The sequence below is a fragment of the Tritonibacter sp. AK171 genome, from assembly GCF_030127025.1.
GTDB lineage: Bacteria > Pseudomonadota > Alphaproteobacteria > Rhodobacterales > Rhodobacteraceae > Epibacterium > Epibacterium mobile.
Window position 1 is genome coordinate 2,268,910 of record NZ_CP126134.1, and the last position, 22,512, is coordinate 2,291,421.

General features: G+C 58.8%; 23 protein-coding genes. 7 read left to right on the top strand and 16 right to left on the bottom strand.

Annotated elements, in window-relative coordinates; translation table 11 throughout:
* Positions 1-23: 23 nt before the first annotated feature.
* Positions 24-725 (bottom strand): M48 family metallopeptidase, encoded by a 702-nt coding sequence (locus QNI81_RS10610; protein ID WP_283966482.1) that lies wholly within the window; start codon positions 723-725, stop codon positions 24-26.
* A 112-nt stretch (positions 726-837) separates the two neighbouring features.
* Here QNI81_RS10610 and QNI81_RS10615 point away from each other — a divergent pair, with 112 nt between their 5' ends.
* Both QNI81_RS10615 and QNI81_RS10620 read left to right on the top strand, forming a co-directional pair.
* Positions 838-1,167 (top strand): TIGR02300 family protein, encoded by a 330-nt coding sequence (locus QNI81_RS10615; RefSeq protein WP_005649809.1) that lies wholly within the window; start codon positions 838-840, stop codon positions 1,165-1,167.
* A gap of 216 nt (positions 1,168-1,383) precedes the next feature.
* A complete protein-coding gene (locus QNI81_RS10620; protein ID WP_283966483.1) occupies positions 1,384-1,815 on the top strand; it encodes a DUF1489 family protein in 432 nt (143 codons plus the stop codon).
* 156 nt (positions 1,816-1,971) lie between these two features.
* Here QNI81_RS10620 and hisG read toward each other — a convergent pair whose 3' ends face one another.
* The 3 genes from hisG to hisS are packed head-to-tail and all read right to left on the bottom strand — an operon-like array spanning position 1,972 to position 5,269.
* Complete coding sequence (gene hisG, locus QNI81_RS10625; RefSeq protein ID WP_005649804.1) at positions 1,972-2,664, bottom strand: ATP phosphoribosyltransferase; 693 nt, start codon at positions 2,662-2,664, stop codon at positions 1,972-1,974.
* Positions 2,661-3,752 carry an ATP phosphoribosyltransferase regulatory subunit gene (locus QNI81_RS10630; RefSeq protein ID WP_165809858.1) on the bottom strand — a complete coding sequence of 364 codons (1,092 nt, stop codon included), beginning with the start codon at positions 3,750-3,752 and terminating at the stop codon, positions 2,661-2,663. The genes hisG and QNI81_RS10630 overlap by 4 nt, the downstream gene beginning before the upstream one ends.
* A 2-nt stretch (positions 3,753-3,754) precedes the next feature.
* On the bottom strand, positions 3,755-5,269 hold the full coding sequence (hisS, locus tag QNI81_RS10635; protein WP_283966484.1) for a histidine--tRNA ligase: 1,515 nt from the start codon (positions 5,267-5,269) through the stop codon (positions 3,755-3,757).
* Positions 5,270-5,411: 142 nt separating this feature from the next.
* On the opposite strand from hisS, the gene QNI81_RS10640 reads away from it, so the two are divergent.
* Together QNI81_RS10640 and QNI81_RS10645 are read left to right on the top strand one after the other, a co-directional pair.
* On the top strand, positions 5,412-5,606 hold the full coding sequence (locus QNI81_RS10640; protein ID WP_005619763.1) for a SlyX family protein: 195 nt from the start codon (positions 5,412-5,414) through the stop codon (positions 5,604-5,606).
* Between the two features lie 149 nt (positions 5,607-5,755).
* A complete protein-coding gene (locus QNI81_RS10645) occupies positions 5,756-6,244 on the top strand; it encodes a DUF995 domain-containing protein (protein ID WP_005619765.1) in 489 nt (162 codons plus the stop codon).
* Between the two features lie 338 nt (positions 6,245-6,582).
* Here the strand turns inward: QNI81_RS10645 and dnaE are convergent, their stop codons facing one another.
* Positions 6,583-10,083: a DNA polymerase III subunit alpha gene (dnaE, locus tag QNI81_RS10650; RefSeq protein ID WP_283966485.1), complete on the bottom strand. Its 3,501-nt coding sequence runs from the start codon at positions 10,081-10,083 to the stop codon at positions 6,583-6,585.
* 192 nt (positions 10,084-10,275) lie between these two features.
* Here dnaE and QNI81_RS10655 point away from each other — a divergent pair, with 192 nt between their 5' ends.
* From QNI81_RS10655 to QNI81_RS10665, 3 genes are all read left to right on the top strand, one after another.
* A complete protein-coding gene (locus tag QNI81_RS10655; protein WP_283966486.1) occupies positions 10,276-11,148 on the top strand; it encodes an S-methyl-5'-thioadenosine phosphorylase in 873 nt (290 codons plus the stop codon).
* 124 nt (positions 11,149-11,272) lie between these two features.
* Positions 11,273-11,812, top strand: coding sequence for an adenine phosphoribosyltransferase (locus tag QNI81_RS10660; protein ID WP_283966487.1), 540 nt, complete (start codon positions 11,273-11,275; stop codon positions 11,810-11,812).
* Between the two features lie 215 nt (positions 11,813-12,027).
* Positions 12,028-12,510, top strand: a complete 483-nt coding sequence (locus tag QNI81_RS10665; protein WP_009177968.1) for a fasciclin domain-containing protein — start codon at positions 12,028-12,030, stop codon at positions 12,508-12,510.
* Between the two features lie 69 nt (positions 12,511-12,579).
* Here QNI81_RS10665 and QNI81_RS10670 read toward each other — a convergent pair whose 3' ends face one another.
* The 11 genes from QNI81_RS10670 to coxB all read right to left on the bottom strand — a co-directional run bounded on the left by QNI81_RS10670 (position 12,580) and on the right by coxB (position 22,421).
* Positions 12,580-13,182 (bottom strand): methyltransferase family protein, encoded by a 603-nt coding sequence (locus QNI81_RS10670; protein ID WP_283966488.1) that lies wholly within the window; start codon positions 13,180-13,182, stop codon positions 12,580-12,582.
* A 115-nt stretch (positions 13,183-13,297) separates the two neighbouring features.
* Entirely contained in the window at positions 13,298-14,713 is a 1,416-nt protein-coding gene (locus QNI81_RS10675) for an FAD-binding oxidoreductase (RefSeq protein WP_283966489.1), read from the bottom strand.
* 76 nt (positions 14,714-14,789) lie between these two features.
* Positions 14,790-15,380: a GNAT family N-acetyltransferase gene (locus tag QNI81_RS10680; RefSeq protein WP_065320928.1), complete on the bottom strand. Its 591-nt coding sequence runs from the start codon at positions 15,378-15,380 to the stop codon at positions 14,790-14,792.
* The gene (locus tag QNI81_RS10685; protein WP_005619782.1) at positions 15,380-16,642 is read right to left on the bottom strand and encodes a M16 family metallopeptidase; all 1,263 of its coding nucleotides are present in this window, start codon (positions 16,640-16,642) and stop codon (positions 15,380-15,382) included. The genes QNI81_RS10680 and QNI81_RS10685 overlap by 1 nt, the downstream gene beginning before the upstream one ends.
* On the bottom strand, positions 16,639-18,030 hold the full coding sequence (gene thrC / locus QNI81_RS10690; RefSeq protein WP_283966490.1) for a threonine synthase: 1,392 nt from the start codon (positions 18,028-18,030) through the stop codon (positions 16,639-16,641). Before thrC ends, QNI81_RS10685 begins: the two co-directional genes overlap by 4 nt.
* Positions 18,031-18,044: 14 nt before the next feature.
* A complete protein-coding gene (locus QNI81_RS10695) occupies positions 18,045-18,707 on the bottom strand; it encodes an SURF1 family protein (protein WP_283966491.1) in 663 nt (220 codons plus the stop codon).
* Between the two features lie 139 nt (positions 18,708-18,846).
* Entirely contained in the window at positions 18,847-19,662 is an 816-nt protein-coding gene (locus tag QNI81_RS10700) for a cytochrome c oxidase subunit 3 (protein ID WP_005619791.1), read from the bottom strand.
* Positions 19,663-19,687: 25 nt separating this feature from the next.
* On the bottom strand, positions 19,688-20,275 hold the full coding sequence (locus QNI81_RS10705) for a cytochrome c oxidase assembly protein (RefSeq protein ID WP_009178039.1): 588 nt from the start codon (positions 20,273-20,275) through the stop codon (positions 19,688-19,690).
* A gap of 4 nt (positions 20,276-20,279) precedes the next feature.
* Positions 20,280-20,441: a cytochrome c oxidase system small membrane protein gene (locus QNI81_RS10710; RefSeq protein ID WP_005619797.1), complete on the bottom strand. Its 162-nt coding sequence runs from the start codon at positions 20,439-20,441 to the stop codon at positions 20,280-20,282.
* 1 nt (position 20,442) lies between these two features.
* Positions 20,443-21,384, bottom strand: a complete 942-nt coding sequence (gene cyoE, locus QNI81_RS10715; protein ID WP_005619799.1) for a heme o synthase — start codon at positions 21,382-21,384, stop codon at positions 20,443-20,445.
* A gap of 122 nt (positions 21,385-21,506) precedes the next feature.
* The gene (gene coxB, locus QNI81_RS10720; RefSeq protein ID WP_039983100.1) at positions 21,507-22,421 is read right to left on the bottom strand and encodes a cytochrome c oxidase subunit II; all 915 of its coding nucleotides are present in this window, start codon (positions 22,419-22,421) and stop codon (positions 21,507-21,509) included.
* Positions 22,422-22,512 lie beyond the last annotated feature (91 nt).

Genomic DNA, 22,512 nt, shown 5'->3' on the forward strand with positions numbered 1-22,512 from the left:
TGTGATCACAAATCATCGGAAGATCAATCCCCCTCGGCATCCTCATCGAAACGATAACGGTGCAGCGCATTGCCTTCGCCCTGCAACCAGCGGCGCTGCGCACGGTAATCGCCATGTATTTTCTCAACGACAGCCCAGAATGCGCGCGAGTGGTTCATCTCTTGCAGATGTGCAACCTCATGCGCTGCGACATAGTTCAGTATTTCGGGCGGGGCGAGAATGAGCCGCCAAGAGTACATCAAGCCCCCGGTCGATGAACAGGATCCCCAGCGAGACCGCGTATCACGCAGAGTAAGGCTCGTGTACCTGCACCCGAGCCGGGCCGCATAAAGATCTGACGCTGCAGCCAGCCGATCCCGTGCCAATTCCCGCAAGTATCGCTGCAGCCTCCGCGCAGGTGCGGGCTCCGGCACCAGCAGCATATCGTTTTCGCGCATCACACGGCGTCCTGCACCTAAACGGATGGACACCTCTCGACCCTCAACGGGCAGGGTCGTCCTAAGGCCTACATCAATCCGCTCTGGCTGTTTCGCCAGATGACCTCGGATCCATTCTTCCTTTTCCAGCAAAAATGCCCGCCCCTCCCGCTCGGAGACCCGTTTCGGCAGCGTCAGGGTCACCCGCCCATCGAGCGAAGAGATCCGCAGAGACATGCGGCGAGCCTGCGCAGACCTGCGCAAAGTCACTCGTACTTCCGGTTCACCCGCGAGGCTCAGTTCCGGCATCACGTTCCTCCTCCTACGCCACAGGCGAGCAAAGGCTTTGACAGGGTAGGCGGCATATGGCAAGGCACCTGAATCGTCTCACCGACTCATGCTATTTTATAAGGGAATCCACATGCCCAAGGAAGAATGGGGTACGAAACGCGTCTGCCCGACCACTGGCAAACGGTTCTACGACCTGAACAAGAACCCGATCATCAGCCCCTACACCGGCGAAGCTGTCGAAATTGACACCACCAAGAGCCGTATGATCGAAGCCGACGCCGAAGATGCCGCAAGCCTGAAGGCGAAGCAGAACAACGATTCTGACGATGCGGTCCTCGACGATGATGATGATGCCGTTGATATGGATCTCGGCGATGACGTGCTGGACGACGACGATGAAGAGGACAACGTGTCCCTCGACGAACTCGCCGATGTCGCGTCTGAAGACGAAGAAACCTGATCACTTCAATCTCCCCCGCGCTGATCAATAGCATCGGGGGAGATTGCTCATCGGTACAAACCAGCGCCAAAGAGCGCGGATTGCAACCTCGCATCTCACGGCTCCGATAGCGCACGCATGTCACAAGCGCGCCAGTCTCAACACCCAGCGCTTGTCGTTCTCCGCACTCAGGCTACAATATCAAGCCGAACTTATGGGCGACTCTGGGGACATCTTGTGGATAAACATATAAACCTCGTTAAGCTCTCTGTAGGCACGGAAAGCGTAGAGGGTTTGACGGACTGGCAAGCGGTCTATGCCAAACGCTGGCAAGATGGGCTGCCCCGTCACGTTACCCGCATGTGGCCCAAACGTGAGCCGGAAATCCTGCAAGGTGGGTCGATCTATTGGGTCATCAAAGGGTTGATCCAGTGCCGTCAGCGTATTCTACGAATGGACGAAGTGTTCGGCGATGACGAGATCCGACGTTGTGCGATCGTCCTTGATCCCGAAATCCACCGGACACATACGGCACCGAAACGCCCCTTCCAGGGATGGCGCTATCTGAAGCCTGAGGATACTCCATCTGACCTCCCGACAGGGCGTGAGAGCGAAGAGCCATTGCCTGCGGAACTCTCTCAGGCACTGGCAGAAATCGGTGTGGTCTGACGCCGAAGAAGAATAGGGGCTTTGCCCCTCCTGGCCTGATGGCCAGTTCACCCCAGGATATTTCAAGTTAGAAGAACCAAAAGGCCGCGATCACCGCGGCCCTTCCTCTTCTAACCCAAATATCCCGGAGCGCGAGGCAGAGCCTCGCATCAACCATTAGTTATCAATCTTAACCAGTAGCGTTTTGAGCGCAGATTTTTCCTCTGACGTGCATTTCGCCACCCGACTGCGCCACAGCGTTGCCTGACTGCGCAGCACCAGGCCATCCGACAGGATTTTCAGGTGATTGGCGCGCAGGGTCTCTCCGGTGGAGGTAATATCGGCCACCATTTCGGCAGTCTCGTTTTTCACCGTGCCTTCGGTTGCGCCCTGACTGTCGATCAGTTGGTAATCCGCAACACCTGCATCCGCCAAGAACTCACGAATGAGACGGTGATATTTTGTCGCGATCCGCAATCTGTGGCCATGGGTGCGCCGGAACGCAGCGGCGACGGCGTCGAGATCTTCGAGCGTGTCCACGTCGATCCAGAACTGCGGCACCGCGAGGATCAGGTCGGCCTCGCCAAATCCCATCGGCTCTAGCTCCTCCACCTGTTGCTCCCAACGCGGTAGTTTTTCATGAACCAGGTCGGTGCCGGTCACACCTAGGTGAATGCGGCCCGCCGCCAGTTCACGCGGGATTTCACCCGCCGACAGCAGAACCAGATCCACCCCCTCGACACCCTCGACCGCACCTGCGTATTCGCGATCAGATCCGGTGCGCGACAGGGTGATGCCGCGTTTTGCAAACCAGTCGAAGGTCTTCTCCATCAGCCGCCCCTTGGACGGCACACCCAGTTTGATGCTCATGACCGAACCTCCCCTTCAAGCGTCAGGATCAGATCGGGGCGGATCACACCACCCACCGCAGGGATTTCATCCCCCTGCCCCAGATAGCGCGTCAGCGCGTCATAACGCCCCCCCGTTGCGATGGGGGGCAGGTCCGGACGGCGTTCGGCGTAAAAGCCAAACACAAAGCCGTCGTAGTATTCCATAGAGGTGCGGCCATATGAGGCCTCGAAGTCGAGCTGATCAATCGCGATCCCGCGCGCCTTCATCGCAGATGTGCGGGCCTCCAGCCGATCCAGGGCCGGCAGGATCGCAGGCAGATCGACCGCAATGTCGCGCATCTGTTCCAGCGCATAAGGCACAGTTTCGCGCACTGCCAGCAAGGCCTCCAGCGCTTCCATCTCATGTTCTGAAATCGGTGGTGCCGCCGCATCTGCCCGCAGGGTTTCAACCCGCGCGTCAATCTCTGCTGCGCGACGCTTGCCGATCTCCGGTGCGGTGCCGGTCAGCGGGCCTGTGGTCGACAATAGTTTCTTGCGGCTCTCGGACATGGGGGTACGCCCGGCAAAGCGATCCAAGAGCGCGCGGAACCGGCGCGGACGCCAGATATGCCGCCGCAGCGCCGCTTTGCGCACCTCCGTGGTGTTGAGCCCCTCGACCGCAGCCAAGAGGATACCAATATCACCGGTCGCCACACGCAATTCCAATCCGCGCAATTGCAGTTGAAACAGCGCAAAGACCTCGGCATCCGCGTCCGCCGGGTCGGTGCGGTCAAAGACCTCATAGCCGACCTGCACGAATTCATTGGCGCGATCCGGGTCGTGTTCCTGACGACGAAACACTTGCCCCGCATAGGTATAGCGCGCAGGTTCCGCACCGCCCTTCATATGCATCTGCACCATTGGCAGGGTGAAATCCGGGCGCAGCATCTGCTCGCCCCGCAGTGCGTCTGAGGTCACGTAGGCGCGCGCACGGATATCCTCGCCATAGAGATCCAGCAGGATATCAGCAGGTTGCAACAGCGGCGGGTCGACGACAACGCCGCCCGCCACTTCAAAGCGCTGACGCAACAGCGCCGCGCGGGCTTCGATCTGGGAACGGTTGGGCATGGTCAGCCCTCCTGATCTTTGGCTTGGCTGGCGAGGATGTCACGCACCTTCGCGACCAGCTCCGTGCGGGGCACTTCGAACTGGCTCGGGCGTTCTTTCCACTCTTCCAAGGTGGCGCTTTCAGCGATCTTGGCACCGAGGATCAGATCCTTGATCTGGATCACACCGCGTTCCTTTTCATCGCCACCTTCGATCACAGCCACGGGCGAATGGCGTTTGTCCGCGTATTTCAACTGGTTGCCAAAGTTCTTGGGGTTGCCAAGGTAGACCTCGGCGCGGATGCCCGCCTGGCGCAGTTCCGCGACCATGGCCTGATAGTCGGCCATGCGGTCGCGGTCCATCACCGTCACCACCACCGGGCCGGTGGGGGTCGCGGCCAGGCGGCCCTTTTCGCGCAACGCCGCCAGCAGGCGATCAACCCCGATGGACAGGCCCACCGCAGGCACCTCTTGGCCAGTGAAGCGTTTCACCAGACCGTCGTAGCGCCCGCCGCCCGCAACCGAGCCGAATTGGCGCTTGCGGCCCTTTTCATCAAAGATTTCAAAGGTCAGCTCGGCCTCGAACACCGGTCCGGTGTAATAGCCAAGCCCGCGTACGATCGACGGGTCGATCAGGATGCGGTCGTCGCCATAGCCCGCAGCGGCAAAGAGCGCGCCCATAAGTTCCAGCTCGGCAACACCCTCCTGGCCGACCTTGCTGTCACCCACGGCGGCGCGCAGGTTGGTCATGGTCTCTGCCACGGTGTCGCCCTTGGACGTCAGGAACGCCAGCACCGGCTCTGCCTGCTGGTCCCCCAGCCCCACGCCGTCGATATAGGCGCCAGAGGCATCAAGCCGTCCCTTGCCCAGAAGCTCGCGCACACCGCTCTCGCCCACCTTGTCGAACTTGTCGATGGTGCGCAGGACGTCGTCGCGCTTGGGATCCTCCTCGGCAAGGCCCATCGCCTCCAGCACGCCGTTCAGGACCTTGCGGTTGTTGACGCGCACCAGATAGTCGCCACGCGGGATGCCAACCTTTTCAAGCGTATCCGACAGCATCATGCAGATCTCTGCATCCGCCGCCATGGAGGCCGTGCCAACCGTATCCGCATCGCATTGATAGAACTGGCGATAACGGCCGGGGCCGGGTTTCTCGTTGCGCCACACAGGCCCCATCGCAAAACGGCGATAGGGGTTGGGCAGATCGTTGCGGTGCTGCGCATAAACACGCGCCAAGGGGGCGGTCAGGTCATAGCGCAGCGCCATCCAGTCGCCCGGCTTGCCCTCGGGGTCGTTCTCGTCGGCCTCTTGCCAGGCAAAGACACCTGCGTTCGGACGATCCACGTCGGGCAGAAACTTGCCCAGCGCCTCGACCGTTTCCACGGCAGAAGATTCAAGCGCCTCGAAGCCGTAATGATGGTAAACCTCCGCAATGGTGGCCAGCATATGCGTGCGCTGGGTCACCTCTTCGCCGAAATAGTCACGGAATCCTTTGGGCGTAATTGCCTTGGGACGGGGCTGTTTCTTGGCTTTGGCCATCGTGGCCTCCTTGCGGGTGGTTTCTCGCGCTTGCGTCTAGCCCAAGGGGCCTCAGTGAGCAAGGTGCGACGCCCTGCGCACGCCCCATGGACGCCTGCCCGCGCCCGCGTTACATCAGTCCGCAACACAGGAGGCCTGCCCCATGCAACATCTCGAAGAACAGATCGCCTATCTGACCCGCACCGTCGATGAACTGAACGAGATCGTGACCAGCCAACAGTCGGACATCGACCTCCTGAAGCGGCGCGTGCAGATGCTGATGGAGCGCGAGGCCCAGCGGGAGGCCGAAGGCAGCGGTGGCGCGATTTTTGGCGACGAGCGCCCGCCCCACTACTAAGTGCCAAAGGGTTCGCGGCGGCTCTGGCGCATGATCCCAGCTGCCCCTTTCGCGTCTGCGATAGCTCTTGCCTTGCGGCTCAAAGTTTGGACAAGATTTTATATAAATTGAACCGTCTGCTCATTTTGACGCGCAAGGAGACATGACCCATGGTCCCGACGATCAAAACTCTACTGTCCATTTCGCTCGTAGCGAGCCTGCCTGTGGCCGCTGCAGCTGATCCGAAGCCCAGAAATGCGCGCCCCGCACCTGCTGGCAAAGTGATCGCAACCTACTCAGGCAAAACCGACATTTGGGGACAAGACTGTCAGGGCGGGATCTATTTCTCCCCGAACAATCAGGCGCGTGCCTGGTGCTCTGAGCAGTCTGAAAATATGGCTGCGGGCACATGGAGTGTCTCTGCCGATGGCACCCTTTGTCAGGACCTCACATGGTTCTATCCAGACGGCAGTGGCGCAGGTAGTTCTTCCTCAGAACCCCTTTGCATTCAACACGTTGTGAATGGTTGGGGTGTGATGTACCGCAGCTGGCCCGGCGACTCTGAATGGTGGCCTGTGACCTCCTCCAACAGCAGTTTCAAGCGTGGCTATGTGTTCCAGTCCGACGTGAACGCCGCGAAGAACAAACTCGGCCTTTAAGGCTGATTCAGAGTGATGCGATGAGGGCGCTGAGGTTTATCTGAACCTCGCGCCCTCATTGATTTCTAACGCTGTGTTTTCCATCAGAGCAGCCCGCGCGATCAGACCTTGGACGCGCAAAGAGCTGGGGGCTCATACGCCCTACGGTGATGAGAATGCGTCACCGCACTTTAGCGCCAAAGACGCGCATACTTGCTGTCTTAACGATTCCCGCGGGACGGACTCCCCGACGCCAGTTGCGACAATTCCGTGCATTCCCCATGACTGTCCCAATAATCGCAACAGAGGCAGGTCACTCACAATTAAACGCGGAGCTTGGCCTGCGCAGAGCAGCGGCCTCAGATCTCCTCCACGTCCATCACACCCTCAAGGCTTTTGAGCGCGCCTTTGATTTGCGGATTGATCGGGAACAGCTGGCCAAGATCCATTTCCACATCTCCCGGCAGGTTCGGGTCCTGCAAATAGACGTAGATCTCACCAGGGCTGGCATTCTTTGCGGCCTTCTTCGCATCCTCCAGCACCGTCGCCACCGTCGCCACCGCCGAGGCACTCTCCAGGTAGACTCGCAGACTGGACCGACCCGCATCGGCAATCGCAGAGTCCACTGGCCCTGCCGAGCGCATCAACAGCTTTAGCTGGTCGCTTTCCATAGTGGCCTCGGCCGTGATCACCACTTTCGATCCGGTTTCCAGATGATCGCGGCTTTTCTCCAGCACATCAGAGAAAATCGTCACCTCATAAGCGCCCGTGGTGTCGGATAGCTGTGCGAAGGCAAAGCGATTGCCGCGTGCGGATTTACGCTCCTGCCGCCCCGCCACAACGCCCGCCATCTTCGCCATGAAGGGGCCGCGCTCCGCTTTCGCCATCACCTCGTCCAGCGTCATCACGTCCTTGCGTTTGAGCGCAGGCATGTAGTCATCCAGCGGGTGCCCGGTCAGATAAAAACCAACAGCCTTGAACTCCTCGCTCAGACGTTCGGCTGGCAGCCAATCGGGGACTCCCGCCATACGCGGCTCCGGCAAGTCATCGCCCGCCTCGCCAAACAACGAGACTTGGTTGGAATTCTTCTGCTCCTGAATGGCGGCAGAATATTGCACCAGCCCCTCGAGGCTCTCAAACACTCGGCGGCGATTGCTATCCAGCACGTCAAACGCCCCGGCCCGTGCGAGCATCTCTAGCGGGCGCTTACCCACACGTTTCAGATCCACCCGACGGGCAAAATCATAAAGCGTCACAAACGGCTGATCGCCTCGGGCGGTTACGATCAGGTTCATGGCATCGACGCCCACATTTTTGAGCGCGCCCAGCGCGTAAATCAGCTCACCGTCGACGACATCAAAAGTCGCAAGAGAGCGGTTGATGTCTGGCGCTGCATACGGAAGCTGAAGCCCTTTCTTCACTTCCTCAAAGTAGATCGCGAGCTTTTCCGTGAGGTGAATATCGCAGTTCATGACGCCCGCCATGAACTCCACCGGGTGGTTCGCTTTCAGCCACGCGGTTTGATAGGACACCACCGCATAAGCTGCCGCGTGGGATTTGTTAAAGCCGTAGTTGGCGAATTTCTCCAGAAGGTCGAAAACCTCCGAGGCCTTTTTCTTATCGACGCCGTTTTCCGCCGCGCCTTTCTCAAATTTCGGGCGCTCGGCGTCCATCGCCTCTTTGATCTTTTTACCCATCGCACGACGCAACAGGTCCGCACCGCCAAGGCTATAGCCCGCCATGACCTGCGCGATCTGCATCACCTGTTCCTGATAAACGATAATACCTTGAGTTTCCTCAAGGATATGGTCGATCAGCGGATGCACCGAAGTGATCTTGCGCAGACCATTTTTGACCTCGCAATAGACTGGAATATTCTCCATCGGGCCGGGACGATAAAGCGCCACAAGCGCCACGATGTCCTCGATACAGGTGGGTTTCATGCGCTTCAGCGCATCCATCATGCCGGTGGATTCCACCTGAAACACCGCCACCGTCTTGGCGCGCGAATAGAGGTTATAGGTCACCTCGTCATCCAGCGGGATCAGGTTGATCTGGTTTTCCGCCCCCTCTGCGGGTTCATAAAGCTCGGTCCCGTCGGCCCCGATATGCAGATCCCGTCCCGATTTGAAAATCAGCTTCATCGCGTTTTCAATCACGGTCAGGGTCTTGAGGCCAAGGAAGTCGAACTTCACCAGTCCAGCCTGTTCCACCCACTTCATATTGAACTGGGTCGCAGGCATGTCGGAACGCGGATCCTGATAGAGCGGCACCAGCGCATCCAGAGGCCGGTCGCCGATCACAACCCCTGCTGCGTGGGTGGAGGCATTGCGCAGCAGCCCCTCCACTTGCTGGCCATAGGTCAGCAGCCGGTCCACTACCGGTTCATTGCGCGCCTCTTCCGCCAGCCGTGGCTCATCCTGCAGGGCTTTTTCAATGGAGACGGGTTTGACACCTTCGACCGGGATCATCTTTGAGAGGCGATCCACCTGACCAAAGGGCATCTGCAGTACCCGGCCAATGTCGCGCACCGCAGCCTTGGACAAGAGCGCACCGAAGGTGATGATCTGCCCCACCTTGTCGCGACCGTACTTCTGCTGCACGTATTTGATCACTTCCTCGCGACGATCCATACAGAAGTCGATGTCGAAGTCGGGCATGGACACCCGTTCCGGGTTCAAGAAGCGTTCAAACAGCAGGCTGTAGCGCAGCGGATCAAGGTCGGTAATGGTCAGCGCATACGCCACCAGCGAACCCGCACCAGAGCCTCGCCCCGGCCCCACCGGGATACCCTGTTCCTTGCCCCATTTGATAAAGTCTGCAACGATCAGGAAATAGCCAGGGAATCCCATGCTCTCAATGATACCCAGCTCAAAATCCAGCCGCTCCTGATATTTCTCAACTGGCACCGCATGAGGGATCACCGCGAGGCGCTGCTGCAGGCCCTCATTGGCCTGGCGCCTCAATTCATCCACCTCGTCATCGGCAAACTTCGGCAAAATCGGATCACGGCGATAGGCCATAAAAGCGCAGCGTTGCGCGATTTCCACCGTATTTTCAATCGCTTCCGGAAGATCGGCAAAGAGCGCGATCATCTCCTCTTGGCTTTTGAAATAATGTTGTGCGGTCAGGCGGCGACGTGGTTCCGCCTGATCGACATAGGCCCCTTCGGCAATACAGATCAGCGCATCATGCGCCTCGTACATCTCTGTTTTGGGAAAATAGACGTCATTGGTCGCCACCAAGGGCAGATCCATCGCGTAGGCCATCTCCACATGGCCCCGCTCGGTCAGCGTTTCCGCCTCAGGCTGGCCGTCCTCGCCCGGATGGCGCTGCAGCTCTACATAAAGGCGGTCCGGGAACATCTCTTTCAGGCGCTGCATCAATGCCTCAGCGGCGGGGCGTTGTCCCTGCTGCAGCAGTTTGCCAATCGGCCCCTCCGGCCCACCTGTGAGGCATATTAAACCAGCGGAATTGGCCTCAAGCTCCTCAAGCGAGACCTGTGGCAACTGCCCGCCGTTGTTCACATAGAGGCACGAGGACAACCGCATCAAATGCTCATAGCCCGCCTCATTCTGCGCCAACAGAACCACTGGTGCGGGAAATTTCGGCTTTTCACCGGGATCGCTCTTTTCAAAGGTCAGATCGACCTGACAGCCGATGATGGGCTGGATCCCTGCCCCCGAGAGCGTCACGGAAAATTCCAGTGCTGCAAACATCGAATTGGTATCGGTGACCGCGATTGCGGGCATCTGATTGGATGAGCACAGATCCGGCAGTTTCTTCAGCCGAACGGCCCCCTCCAGCAGAGAGTATTCGGTGTGGGTACGCAGGTGAATGAATCGAGGAGAAGCTGTCATGGCCAGACCCTACCCCCGCGCGCGCAGGTGGGAAAGATATGATCGTTCGGCGGGACCGTTACGACCTCACCTCGGTTCACATTGAACTGGGCACGCCGCATGCGAAAAAGACTGCCTGCATGAGCACAAAACCTTGCCAGATCACATAGCTCTCAGCCATAGGACTGCACAAACACCGCAGGAGAGATCCAAATGACAGAAACCATGATTGCTGTGATCGGCGGCTCAGGCATCTATGATATCGACGGGCTGGACGACGCCACCTGGACAACCGTTGAGACCCCTTGGGGAGCACCTTCGGATCAGATCCTGACCGGGCGCTTGGATGGCGTGAAGATGGCATTTTTACCCCGGCACGGTCGCGGCCATGTTCACGCCCCAACCGATGTGCCTTATCGCGCCAATATTGATGCGCTGAAACGTCTGGGCGCAACAGATGTGATCTCTGTTTCTGCCTGTGGGTCCTTTCGCGAGGAAATGGCTCCCGGCGATTTTGTCATCGTCGACCAGTTCATCGACCGGACCTTTGCACGCGAGAAGAGCTTTTTCTCGTCTGGCTGCGTGGCCCATGTCGCGCTTGCACATCCCACATGCCCACGCCTGAGCGACGCCGTTGAGGACGCAGCCCGCGCCGCACACATCAATGTGCACCGTGGCGGCACATATCTGGCGATGGAAGGACCGCAGTTCTCGACGCTGGCGGAATCCAAGATGTACCGCGAACAATGGGGCGCGGATGTGATTGGGATGACCAATATGCCAGAGGCGAAACTCGCCCGCGAGGCGGAGCTGTGTTACGCATCTGTTGCGATGGTTACCGACTACGACAGCTGGCACCCGGATCATGGCGAGGTCGATGTAACGGCCGTTATCGCCACGCTCAAAGGCAATTCCGAAAAGGGACGTACCCTGATAAAAGGCCTGCCCGCCCGCCTTGGCACCACGCGCGCGCCCTGCCCCCATGGCTGCGACCGCGCGCTGGAATATGCGATAATGACGGCCAAGGAAAAACGCGACCCAGCACTTCTTGCTAAACTGGACGCGGTGGCGGGACGGGTTCTCTGAGGATCGTTTTATGCAGATGAAGCTTGCATGAACGCCCGGCATCAGCCACACCGCCATGGTTCGGTCGGGGCTGATGTCTCCGCCTTGTCCGAGATTGCGAAGCCAGATCAGGGACCCCACCCCCATGAGCACCTCCAAGACCGTCAAAGACTACATCCGCACCATCGTCGATTTCCCTCATGAGGGGATCATGTTCCGCGATGTGACCACGCTGTTTGCCGACCCGCGTGGATTTCGCATGGCCGTGGATCAGATGCTGCACCCCTATGCGGGGCAGCGTATCGACAAGGTCGTAGGGCTTGAGGCGCGCGGCTTTATTCTGGGCGGCGCCATCGCGCATCAGCTGGGCACCGGTTTTGTGCCCGTGCGTAAGAAAGGCAAACTACCCGGCGCAACCATTTCTCAGGAATACAAACTGGAATACGGCGAGGCGATCGTAGAGCTGCACAAGGACGCCATCCAGCCCGGCGAGAAAATCCTCGTGGTGGATGACCTGCTTGCCACCGGTGGTACGGCAGGTGCTGGGATCAAGCTGATCGAGAAACTCGGCGGCGAGATCATCTCCTGCTCGTTCATTATCGACCTGCCGGAACTTGGCGGTCGCAAACATCTCGAAAGCCTCGGGATGGACGTGCATGTGCTTTGTGAATTTGAGGGTCTGTAAGGCGAAAATCTCGCCCAGATTGCTCACGCAGGATCACAGATTCACACGCAAGCGTGACTGGATTTCCAAAAAGCTCCCGGCTTAGGGGGCTTTTTCTTTGTGTCAAACCAACACTGGCAAAGATCCGCCAGATCCAGAAACGGCGCTGTTTCGTTGTCCTACACAGATGCCGCGGTCGCGGCGTCCAACGTGATAGAGACAAGAGGAGTTACCCCATGTTCCGCAAGTTTGCACTCGGTACCGTCGCCAGCTTTGCCGTCGCCACCGCTGCCTTCGCCGACGGCCATTCCAAAGACATCGTTGATATCGCATCGGGCAATGACAATTTCGACACATTGGTTGCTGCTGTTTCCGCTGCCGATCTGGTGGATACACTGAAAGGCGATGGCCCGTTCACCGTGTTTGCCCCGACCGACGCCGCCTTTGAAGCCCTGCCGGAGGGCACCGTCGAGGAACTGCTGAAACCTGAAAACAAGGAGCAGCTCATTTCCATCCTCACCTACCATGTGGTACCGGGCAAAGTGATGTCCTCGGATCTGACGGACGGCATGAAAGCCGCCACCGTTCAGGGCGCTGAGATCACTGTCGACATCGATGGCGGTGCCATGGTGGATGAGGCAAAGGTGATTCAGGCTGATATTGAAGCCGAAAACGGCATCATCCACGTGATCGACAAGGTCATCATGCCGGGCAGCTAATGCCTTCTGGCCACACAACACCACTCACGGATCGAGAGGAGCCTTCGGGCTCCTCTGCTTTTGGCCTCTTCAGGGCAAGCGCAGCCAGCGCGGCACATTCGCTGTGTATCGTGTGAAGGCATCTCCATGGGCCTTGAGCAATGCCGCCTCTTCACTGCGGATCTGCATCTGCGCTGAGGCGATGAACAGCACTACACCGAACACGCCTGCCAGTGTCGGCACCGCCAATGCCACGCCAATCAAAAGCGCCGCCTGACCTACAAAAGTTGGGTTGCGCGACAGGGTGAACAAACCGGCGCTCACCAACTCTCCAACGGCATCGTTGGAGACACCAACACGCCACGATGCGCCCATCGCCATCTGTGCGGCAAACGCAAACCCGGCACCACAAATGGCCAACATATGCCCGATGAAGGTCAACCAAGGATATCCGCTCCACCCGCCGAGGCTGAGTGCAGAAAGATCTGGCATCAAGGCCCAGATCACAGGCCCCAACAGCGCCAAGGCAAAACTGGCGCGAAATCCCAAGGCAGCGATGCGATCCCGCCCTTGTGCCGCCCCAAAGAGCCATACAGAACGTCCCGCAGCCTTTGAGGCCAGTCTTGACCCTGCCAAGAGGGACAAGATGTAAAATGCGAGCACCAAAACACTCGCGGCTTGCAATAGGGACATTTTAGGCCTCAACACATTGAACTAACTAAATACTGCGTTCTCTATCTGGGTCTTCAGTGGGCAAGGCTGCAATGCAGGGGCCATCACGTATCCGTGATAATCGTAAGCCTGGGCGCTATCGCATCACAGCGCCGGGATTCATGATGCCATGTGGATCAAGCGCCTGTTTGATGGCCCGCATCGCCGCGAGCTTCACGGGGTCACCATAGCGTTCAAGATCACCGACCTTCATACGCCCGATCCCATGTTCTGCACTCATGGACCCGCCGTAATCATAGACCAGATCGTGGATGATACGTTTGACCTCCCCGCGCGATGCCTCGTATTCCGCACGTGACCGCCCGGCACCGGGAAAAACGTTGTAATGCAAGTTACCGTCTCCCAAATGACCAAAGCAATTGATTCTAAGAGAAGAGTCCAGGTCAGAGATGGCTTTCCAGCCGGCGGGAATGAACTCTGGTATCCGCGAAATCGGCACCGAGATGTCATGGCTCGACACAGACCCGATCAGGCGGTTTGCTTCGGGAATATGTTCCCGCACGGCCCAGAGCGACTGACGTTGAGCTTCGGATTGTGCGATAACACCATCCTCTGCAAGCTCCGCCTCCATCGCGTACCCAAAGAGGTCAGCGAGTGCGTCTTCGGCATCTTGTCCCTTACCAAGACCCAGCTCAATCAAAACGCACCACTCGGGGCGGGGATCAAAGGGTTGACGCAGTTCAGGGAGCTTCTCGGCCAGAAAGTCCAAACCCTGGCGGTGGATTAGCTCAAACGCGCTCACCCCCTCGCCCACTGCGTCGCGCACCATTGCCAGCAACTCCACTGCAGCAGCAGGGTCGCGCACGGTGAAAATCGCGGTGCCAGCATTGGCGGGAATGGGAGAGAGTTTCAGCGCAGCGGCCGTGATCACACCCAAGGTGCCCTCCGCGCCAATCAACAGGTTTTTCAGATCGTAACCGGTGTTGTCTTTTCTGAGCCGCGACAGACCATGCCAAATCTCTCCTGTCGGCAGCACGGCCTCCAACCCAAGGCAAAGATCACGCGTATTGCCATACCGCAGCACATTCACGCCGCCCGCATTGGTTGAAAGATTGCCGCCAATCTGGGCGGTGCCTTCTGCAGCAAGCGAAAGCGGAAACAGACGCCCGGCACCCGTGGCAGCTGCCTGCACCTCCGCGAGTACCGCCCCAGCCTCTGCAATCAGCACGTTTTCCTGCGGATACACCGCACGAATTTTGCGCATCCGTTCGAGTGACAGAAGGATCGGTGTAGTGCCTTCCGGCACCACTTGCCCGCCCACAAGACCAGTCCCGCCACCGTAGGGTACCACGCCAACACACGCCTGATGGGCGGCTTGGATGATCTCTGCGACCTCTTGCGTGTTGCGCGGCAGGGCAACGGCTGCAGCCTGCCCGCTGTAGCGCCCACGAGGTTCTTCGAGATAACGCGCATCAGGTCTGCGCAGCGTATCCGCAGGCAAACGGGCAGAAAGAGCATCAAGGAAAGCGGGATCAGCGGATTTCAATGTCATAAGCAATGCATCCGAAATCCACGCCATAAAGGCAAGACCAGTTGCTCCGGTCTTCTGTCGTCTTCGCAACGGCCGGTCAGGCCTGTCCCACCATCGTCTTGCCCCGGCGATCATTGCGCAGTGCGGCATAAAGCACATGGGTGCGCCAGCGGCCATTGATCTGCAGATAGGACTGCGCCACGCCCTCGTATTTAAAGCCGGAGCGTTCCAAGAGCCCACGAGAGGCGGCGTTCTCCGGCAAGCAAGCGGCCTCAATACGGCTTAGATCAAGACGGGTGAAAGCATGGTGTACCACCGCGCCGATGGCTTCGCGCATGTACCCCCGGCGGGAAAATTGCGCGCCAGTCCAATACCCGATGGTGCCTGCCATGGCCGGACCGCGCCGGATATTATCCAGCGTGATGGCCCCGACCAGATGATCGTCCTCGCGCCGGATCAGGAACAGCGGCAGGGCCGACCCCTGTGCAATGGACCGCTTGGCCCAGTAGACCCGGTTGGTAAAGGATTTGCGGCTGAGGTGATCGGGCGACCAAGCCGGTTCCCACGGAACCAGATGATCTTTGCTCTGCTGACGCAGAAAGGCCCAGTACCGGAAATCCGCGTGCACCGGCGGGCGGAGCGTCAGACGCTCCGTCTCCAGTTTCACCGTCCGACGGGCCAGAAGCATCAGGCAGCGCGCCTCCGGGCGATCTCCTCAAGGCTCGGCGCATCTGCGACCGGACCATAAAGAGCAAGGGCCGCAGGCGCTTCGCGTGCGATCTGTGCCGCCATGGCGCGTACGTCCGCAGTGGTCACCGCATCGATTTTCTCGACTGTGGCCTCAAGGCTGGGCACGCGGTCCCAAATCTGCACCAGTCGTGCCAGACGTTCGGCACGGTTCGAAGGGCTTTCCAGTCCCATCAGCATGCCCGCCTTCATTTGCGCACGTGCGCGCTCAACCTCGGCATCCGACATATCATCAGCGGAGCGTTTGAGTTCGTCCACGGTGATACCCACCAGATCGGCCACTTGTTCGCCGGAGGTGCCCGCGTAAACGGTCATCATGCCCGTGTCCTCATAAGCGCCCGCCTGAGAGAAGATTGTGTAGCACAGGCCCCGTTTTTCGCGCACTTCCTGAAACAGCCGCGAGGACATGCCGCCACCAAGGGCCGCCGCATAAATCTGCGCGATATAGATATCGTCAGCGCGGTAGCTGGGGCTTTCAAAGGCCAGCGCCACATGAGCTTGCTCCAGCGCCTTGTCGCGCCGGGCCTCACCGCCGACAAAGCTGGCGGTCTCCACAACGTCCTGCTGTTTGGGTTCCAGATCGCCAAACATCTCTGTCGCGGCCTTGACCAGCCGGTCGTGGTCAACCGCACCGGCTGCCGACAGGATCATCTGGCCGGGGCCGTAGTGTTCGGCCACAAAACGGCGCAGGTCTTCCTTGGTAAAGCTGCGCACCCGTTCGGCGGGGCCGAGGATCGAGCGGCCAATGGCCTGATCGCGGTAGCTTTCTTCTTGTAACCAGTCGAAGATAATGTCGTCCGGCGTGTCCAGCGCCTGACCGATCTCTTGCAGAATCACGCCGCGCTCAACCTCGATCTCGCGCTCATCAAAGACCGAGTTCAAAACGATATCCCCAATCACGTCGAGCGCGAGGTCCACATCGTCCTTCAGCACGCGCGCGTAATAGGCCGTGACCTCACGACTGGTATAGGCGTTGATATAGCCGCCCACGTCCTCAATGGCCTCGGCAATCTGCAGTGCGGTGCGCCGCTTCGTGCCCTTGAACGCCATGTGTTCAAGGAAATGGGCCACCCCATTCTGTTCGAGCCGCTCGTGGCGGCCCCCTGCCGAAACCCAGATACCAAGGGCTGCGGATTGCAGCCCCGGCATATACTCAGTGACGATACGAAACCCGTTTGGCAGGGTGTCTTGTTTAACGGTCAATTGGCGATGTGCTTTCTGATGTGATCTTCGATGGTGCCAAGATCATTGGCGATCCGGGTCACCCGTTCCGACCTTTCATACAGATCTGCCATGCGGGGGGGAAGAGGCGGATGCACGCCAGAGGCATCTTCAACCGCTGCCGGGAATTTCGCCGGGTGCGCGGTGGCGAGCGTGACCATGGGCACACCGTCCTGAAGGTGCTCATTGGCGACCTTCACACCCACCGCACCATGAGGGCACAACAGCTCGCCCGACGCGGCCAGTTCCGATTTGATGGTCGCGGAAGTCTCCTCCTCGGAGGCGCGGCCGGAGGTATAGATCTCACTCAGCGCCTGCATTGCGCCTTGGCTCACGTTGAAGCCACCACCGGTTTTCAGCTCGTCCATCAGCTGCGCCACGGCCGCGCCGTCCTGATCGTAGGCGTAAAACAAGGCCCGCTCAAAGTTCGAAGACACCTGAATATCCATCGAGGGCGAAATCGACGGGATGGTTTCGCCTTTGAAATACCCCTCGCCCGAGAGGCAGCGGTGCAGGATGTCGTTCTGATTGGTGGCCACCACGAGCTGTTCGATCGGCAGGCCCATTTGACGCGCAATGAAGCCTGCAAAAATGTCACCGAAGTTGCCGGTGGGCACGGTGAAGGACACCTTGCGATGCGGCGCACCAAGCGCCACAGCGGCGGTGAAGTAGTAGACCACCTGCGCCAGCACGCGGGCAAAGTTGATCGAGTTCACCCCCGCCAGATGCACCGAATCGCGGAAATCGAAATCGTTGAACATGTCTTTGACCGCAGCCTGACAATCGTCGAAATCGCCATCCACGGCGAGTGCGTGGACATTGGCGTCATCCGGCGTGGTCATCTGGCGGCGCTGCACTTCCGACACCCGGCCATGCGGGTACATGATAAAGACGTTGACCGCATCCAGACCCCGAAACGCCTCGATCGCCGCCGAGCCTGTATCGCCAGAGGTCGCGCCGACGATGGTCACGCTGTCGCCCCGGCGTTTGAGCGCGACCTGAAACAGCTGACCAATGAGCTGCATGGCGAAATCCTTGAAAGCCAGCGTCGGGCCGTGGAACAGCTCCAGCAGGAAGTGGTTCGGGGCCATCTGTTTCAGCGGCGCGCGGGCGGCATGCTCAAACCCTGCATAGGCACGGGCGATGATGCCCTTGAACTCTTCTTCGGTGAAAGAGCCGGACACATAGGGCCACATCACGCGAAAGGCGACCTCCTCATAAGGAAGCCCTGCAAAACCCGCGATCTCCTCAGTCGAGAGCGTTGGGATCTCTGCCGGGACATAGAGCCCGCCGTCACGGGCAAGCCCCGTTAGCATCGCTTCTTCGAAGGTGAGTTCAGGCGCTTGGCCGCGGGTGGAGATATATTTCATGGCGTCAGTTCCTGTCAGGTTTTGGCGCGCGTACGCAAGAGAAAGGCAGCGGTCATGGCCGCCCAGATCAGGGCGAGCGAGAACCATGTGATGACATATTGCAGGTGGTTGTTCGGGATGCCTTCGGTGGAGACCGGCAGCGGTGTGGGATTTTCGGCCCCCGCACGCACCACGACCAACAGCGGTTCGGTGTTCAGACGGTCAGACATATACGCGATGTCACGGGCATAGAGGATATTGGTGTCCTCTTCCGGCGGCGGGGTGGTCCAGTCGCCCTCATCCGGCCAGAGCAGGTTCCCCGTGAGGACAGCGGCCCCAGTGGGGCGCGTATCATCCTTATCCTTGGCCCGGATGTAGCCGCGATCCACAAGGATACGGCGTCCGGTGTCGGTCACGAAAGGCGAGATCACGCGGTAGCCCGCACCCTGCGCTTCGGTGACCCAAAAGATATGCAGTTCTTCGGGTTCGATCTCACCGGAGATCGTCACGGCGCGATACCGGTCCGCCTCGATCGTGGGAGTGTCCGGCAAGGGCACCGGCGCGGCGGTGATGCGCGTCTCGATGGTGGAGAGGATGTTTTCTTTCCACGTCAGCCGCTGCATCTGCCAGATGCCCAGCGACACGAGCGCCACGAGGCCCAAGCCCCCGACCACTGCGAGAAAGATCACGCGCCGCATCAAACGACCCCTCCTGACCCGATTGCCATCATCGCCCCTGAGATATGCAAGAGGCGCGCGAGGTGATCCCCGCGCGCCCCGTTAGATACGTGCTGATTGCCGAAAGGAAAACCGCAATCATGTACCCGCTACATTGAGATCAGTGCGCCAGACCGGCGGTGCCCCAGATGTAGACGGCCACGAAGAGGAACAGCCAGACAACATCAACGAAGTGCCAGTACCATGCCGCCATCTCGAAACCGGCGTGCTGCTTCGGGGTGAAGTCACCCTTCATTGCGCGGATCAGGCAGACGATGAGGAAGATGGTACCCAAAATAACGTGGAAGCCGTGAAAGCCGGTCGCCATGAAGAAGTTGGAGTAGAATTCGTCACCGCCGAACTCCCAACCCTTGTGCAGCAGGTGTACATACTCGTAGCCCTGCAGTGCAGTGAAGAAGATACCAAGCGCGATACCGATGGCGAGACCGTTGATCAGACCTTTGCGGTCGTTTTCATGCACAAGCGCGTGGTGCGCCCATGTCACGGCACAACCAGACAACAGAAGCACCAATGTGTTGATCAGCGGCAGATGGAAGGCATCGACCGGGTAGATGTCAGGCGCGACATATTCGCTGCCGACATACCGCTCCATCGGATACATGGCGTGTTTAAAGAAGGACCAGAACCACGCGAAGAAGAACATGACTTCGGACATAACGAAGAGAATGAACCCGTAGCGCAGGCCGATCAGAACAACTGGTGTGTGATCTCCCGCCTTGTTCTCAGCAACGGTCTCAGACCACCAGCAAAAGGCAGAATAGAGCACCGCAACGAGGCCGGCCCAGAACAGCCACGCGGTGACGTCGTGCATCCAAAGCACAGCGCCAAACAACATGACGAAGGCGCCAACGGAGCTCAGCAGCGGCCAAATTGAAGGCGGCAGAATGTGGAAATCGTGATTTTTTGCATGCGCCATTTAAGTGTCCCTCACCAAAGCGGCCTTAGTTCAGTTCCGTCTCTGCCCCGGATGTGTCCCCGGTGTCGAGGGCAGCATAGCCCTCGGGCAGATCGATCTCATGAAATGTATACGACAAGGTGATCGTATGCACATATTTTGCCTCCGGGTCCTCGACGATCTCGGGGTCCACGAAGAAGGTCACGGGCATCATAACCCGCTCCCCCGGTTGCAGCACCTGCTCGTTAAAGCAGAAACACTGAATTTTTTCAAAGTAGTAACCCGCTGAATACGGCGCGACGTTATACGACGCCTGCCCCGCAACCGGACGATCCGTAGGGTTGTAAGCTTCGTAGAATGCAAGACCGGTCTCCCCGATCTTCAACTCCATGATGCGCTCTACGGGTTTGAATTCCCATGGCATGCCTCGGTCTTTTGAGGCGTCAAACCGTACTTTGATCGTCTTGTTCAGCACCTGATCGGAGCCAGCTTCGGCCACCTGGGTGACGCCGCCAAATCCCGTGACACGACAAAACCAGTCGTAAAACGGCACTGAGGCCCACGCCAGACCACCCATCAGTGCGACCACACCAACGAGTTGGATCACTGTTTTTTTAGGACCGCTCATTGCCATGGGGTTACTCCGTGCCTTCAAATTCTGGGAAGGTGAAGCCTGCCGAGGTCACCTTGACCATGGTCAACGCCAGCACCAGCACGACGAATCCCGCAAGCAGCAGGCCAACACCCACGTTGCGGCCTCTGCGGCGGCTGTGGATTTCGTGTTCTTTGCGCAGGCTCATATTACCAGCCTCCCAGTCCATAGGGTTTCAACAGCGCCTCCATCAGGATCGCGCCAAAGTGGAGGAACAGATAGAGCAGCGACAGCTTGAAGAAAGAGCGCTCAACCTTGAAGTTATCCATCTCACAGATGTCTTCATCGCGGCGCCAGATTTGCACAGCGCCCTTCAGGAACAGCGCATTCAGAACCAGCGCGACAGCCAGATAGATCGGTCCACCTACGCCGGTAAAGGCCGTGGCGAGCGCAAAGATCGCGAGAATTACCGTATAGACAAGGATATGCTTGCGGGTGGAGCGGCGTCCGTGGGTCACGGTCAGCATCGGCACATCCGCCATATCGTAGTCATTGCGCATGAAGAGGGCCAAGGCCCAAAAATGCGGCGGCGTCCAAAGGAAGGTCAACGCAAACATCAGCCACGGCTCGATCGACATGCTGCCGGTTGCAGCAATCCAGCCGATCACCGGCGGAAAGGCCCCTGCCGCACCACCGATCACGATATTCTGAGGCGTCGCGCGCTTGAGCCACATGGTGTAAACCACCACGTAGAAGAAGATGGTGAAGGCGAGGAACGCACCTGCAAATACATTGGTCGCCAGCGCCAGCATGATTACAGACATCCCGGACAGAGCGAGCCCGAGGCTCAGCGCTTCGCCTTTATCGACCTTACCCGCAGGGATGGGACGCGATTTGGTGCGTTTCATCACCTGATCGATGTCGGCATCCCACCACATGTTGAGCGCGCCTGAGGCACCGCCACCGATCGCAATGAACAAGATAGCCGCGAACCCAACAACGGGGTGTACCCCCATTGGTGCTGCCATCAGGCCAACGAACGCGGTAAACACCACCAGCGACATCACCCGAGGCTTCAGCAGCGCAAAGTAATCGCCAAAGGAGGCGTCCTCTTCGCGGGTCATGCTTGCGTTAATGCTGGCGTCAGTCATGTTTCAGGCTCTTCTCAGGTCAGTGACGACCACGCAGTTGGGCGTGGTCGTTCTTTGTCTAGGCCGAAGATACGCCGCCTTAGCACCTGATCGGGTGCAGCGTATCTACCGGATGAACGTGATCAGTTGGAGGCAACATCGTAGGACTGTGGCAGCCCTGCGTATTCCTCAATGGCACCGTTCAGCCATTCTTCATAGGCTTCTTCGCTCACGACTTTGACAGTGATCGGCATGTAGGCGTGGTCTTTGCCGCAAAGCTCGGAACACTGACCAAAGTAGATGCCTTCTTTGGTGGGCTTGAACCACAGCTCTGCCAGACGACCGGGCACGCCATCTTGTTTCACACCAAATGCAGGCAGCGCCCAGGAGTGAATCACATCTGCGGCGGTGATCTGCATTACGATGGTTTTGTTCACAGGAACAACCACTGCGGTGTTGGTTGCCAGCAGGAATTCATCGCCCGCATAACCCGCTTCTTCCAGTTTCAGCTTCATCGCATCGTTGTAAACGAAGGGAGTCACATCTGCATCCGCTGGGCGCGCGCTTTCGTCCAGCGTCGCCGGGTGACCAATCAGATAGCTGTCAAACGCGAACTCGTGATCGACATATTCATAGCCCCAGTACCACTGGTAACCGGTGACCTTGATGGTCACGTCACCTTCGGGGATTTCCTGCTGGCGGAACAATTCAGGCAAGCTGAAGGAACCGATGACGATCAGCACCAGAATCGGAACCACGGTCCATGCAATTTCAATCGGGGTGTTGTGGGTAAAGCTCGCCGCGTTTGGGTTGGCACGACGGTTAAACCGCAAGATTGCGTAGAGCAGCAGACCACCCACGAACACACAGATCGCGGTGATGATGATGAGAATCATGTGATCCAGCTGGTGAATGCCTTCTGCAAGTTCGGACGCCGCCGGCTGAAAACCGAGGTTACCGTCAGTCGGCTTACCAATGGTTTCCAGACCTTCTTGCGCCATGGCTGGAAGGCTAGAAAGGGCGGCGATAAAGCCCGAAAGCGTCAAAGCATTCTTCATGTCGTTTCCTGATCGCTTGATCGTTGCATGGATTGGGGTCGCGGAATCGTTTCGAAAAACTCTACCGCGCCCGTTGTCTTTGTTGCCGTTA

Coding starts and splice junctions, on each gene's coding strand:
- QNI81_RS10610 (WP_283966482.1), bottom strand. CDS start 725: ATGCCGGAACTGAGCCTCGCGGGTGAACCGGAAGTACGAGTGACTTTG.
- QNI81_RS10615 (WP_005649809.1), top strand. CDS start 838: ATGCCCAAGGAAGAATGGGGTACGAAACGCGTCTGCCCGACCACTGGC.
- hisG (WP_005649804.1), bottom strand. CDS start 2,664: ATGAGCATCAAACTGGGTGTGCCGTCCAAGGGGCGGCTGATGGAGAAG.
- QNI81_RS10630 (WP_165809858.1), bottom strand. CDS start 3,752: ATGCCCAACCGTTCCCAGATCGAAGCCCGCGCGGCGCTGTTGCGTCAG.
- hisS (WP_283966484.1), bottom strand. CDS start 5,269: ATGGCCAAAGCCAAGAAACAGCCCCGTCCCAAGGCAATTACGCCCAAA.
- QNI81_RS10640 (WP_005619763.1), top strand. CDS start 5,412: ATGCAACATCTCGAAGAACAGATCGCCTATCTGACCCGCACCGTCGAT.
- QNI81_RS10645 (WP_005619765.1), top strand. CDS start 5,756: ATGGTCCCGACGATCAAAACTCTACTGTCCATTTCGCTCGTAGCGAGC.
- dnaE (WP_283966485.1), bottom strand. CDS start 10,083: ATGACAGCTTCTCCTCGATTCATTCACCTGCGTACCCACACCGAATAC.
- QNI81_RS10655 (WP_283966486.1), top strand. CDS start 10,276: ATGACAGAAACCATGATTGCTGTGATCGGCGGCTCAGGCATCTATGAT.
- QNI81_RS10660 (WP_283966487.1), top strand. CDS start 11,273: ATGAGCACCTCCAAGACCGTCAAAGACTACATCCGCACCATCGTCGAT.
- QNI81_RS10665 (WP_009177968.1), top strand. CDS start 12,028: ATGTTCCGCAAGTTTGCACTCGGTACCGTCGCCAGCTTTGCCGTCGCC.
- QNI81_RS10670 (WP_283966488.1), bottom strand. CDS start 13,182: ATGTCCCTATTGCAAGCCGCGAGTGTTTTGGTGCTCGCATTTTACATC.
- QNI81_RS10675 (WP_283966489.1), bottom strand. CDS start 14,713: ATGACATTGAAATCCGCTGATCCCGCTTTCCTTGATGCTCTTTCTGCC.
- QNI81_RS10680 (WP_065320928.1), bottom strand. CDS start 15,380: ATGCTTCTGGCCCGTCGGACGGTGAAACTGGAGACGGAGCGTCTGACG.
- thrC (WP_283966490.1), bottom strand. CDS start 18,030: ATGAAATATATCTCCACCCGCGGCCAAGCGCCTGAACTCACCTTCGAA.
- QNI81_RS10695 (WP_283966491.1), bottom strand. CDS start 18,707: ATGCGGCGCGTGATCTTTCTCGCAGTGGTCGGGGGCTTGGGCCTCGTG.
- QNI81_RS10700 (WP_005619791.1), bottom strand. CDS start 19,662: ATGGCGCATGCAAAAAATCACGATTTCCACATTCTGCCGCCTTCAATT.
- QNI81_RS10705 (WP_009178039.1), bottom strand. CDS start 20,275: ATGGCAATGAGCGGTCCTAAAAAAACAGTGATCCAACTCGTTGGTGTG.
- QNI81_RS10710 (WP_005619797.1), bottom strand. CDS start 20,441: ATGAGCCTGCGCAAAGAACACGAAATCCACAGCCGCCGCAGAGGCCGC.
- cyoE (WP_005619799.1), bottom strand. CDS start 21,384: ATGACTGACGCCAGCATTAACGCAAGCATGACCCGCGAAGAGGACGCC.
- coxB (WP_039983100.1), bottom strand. CDS start 22,421: ATGAAGAATGCTTTGACGCTTTCGGGCTTTATCGCCGCCCTTTCTAGC.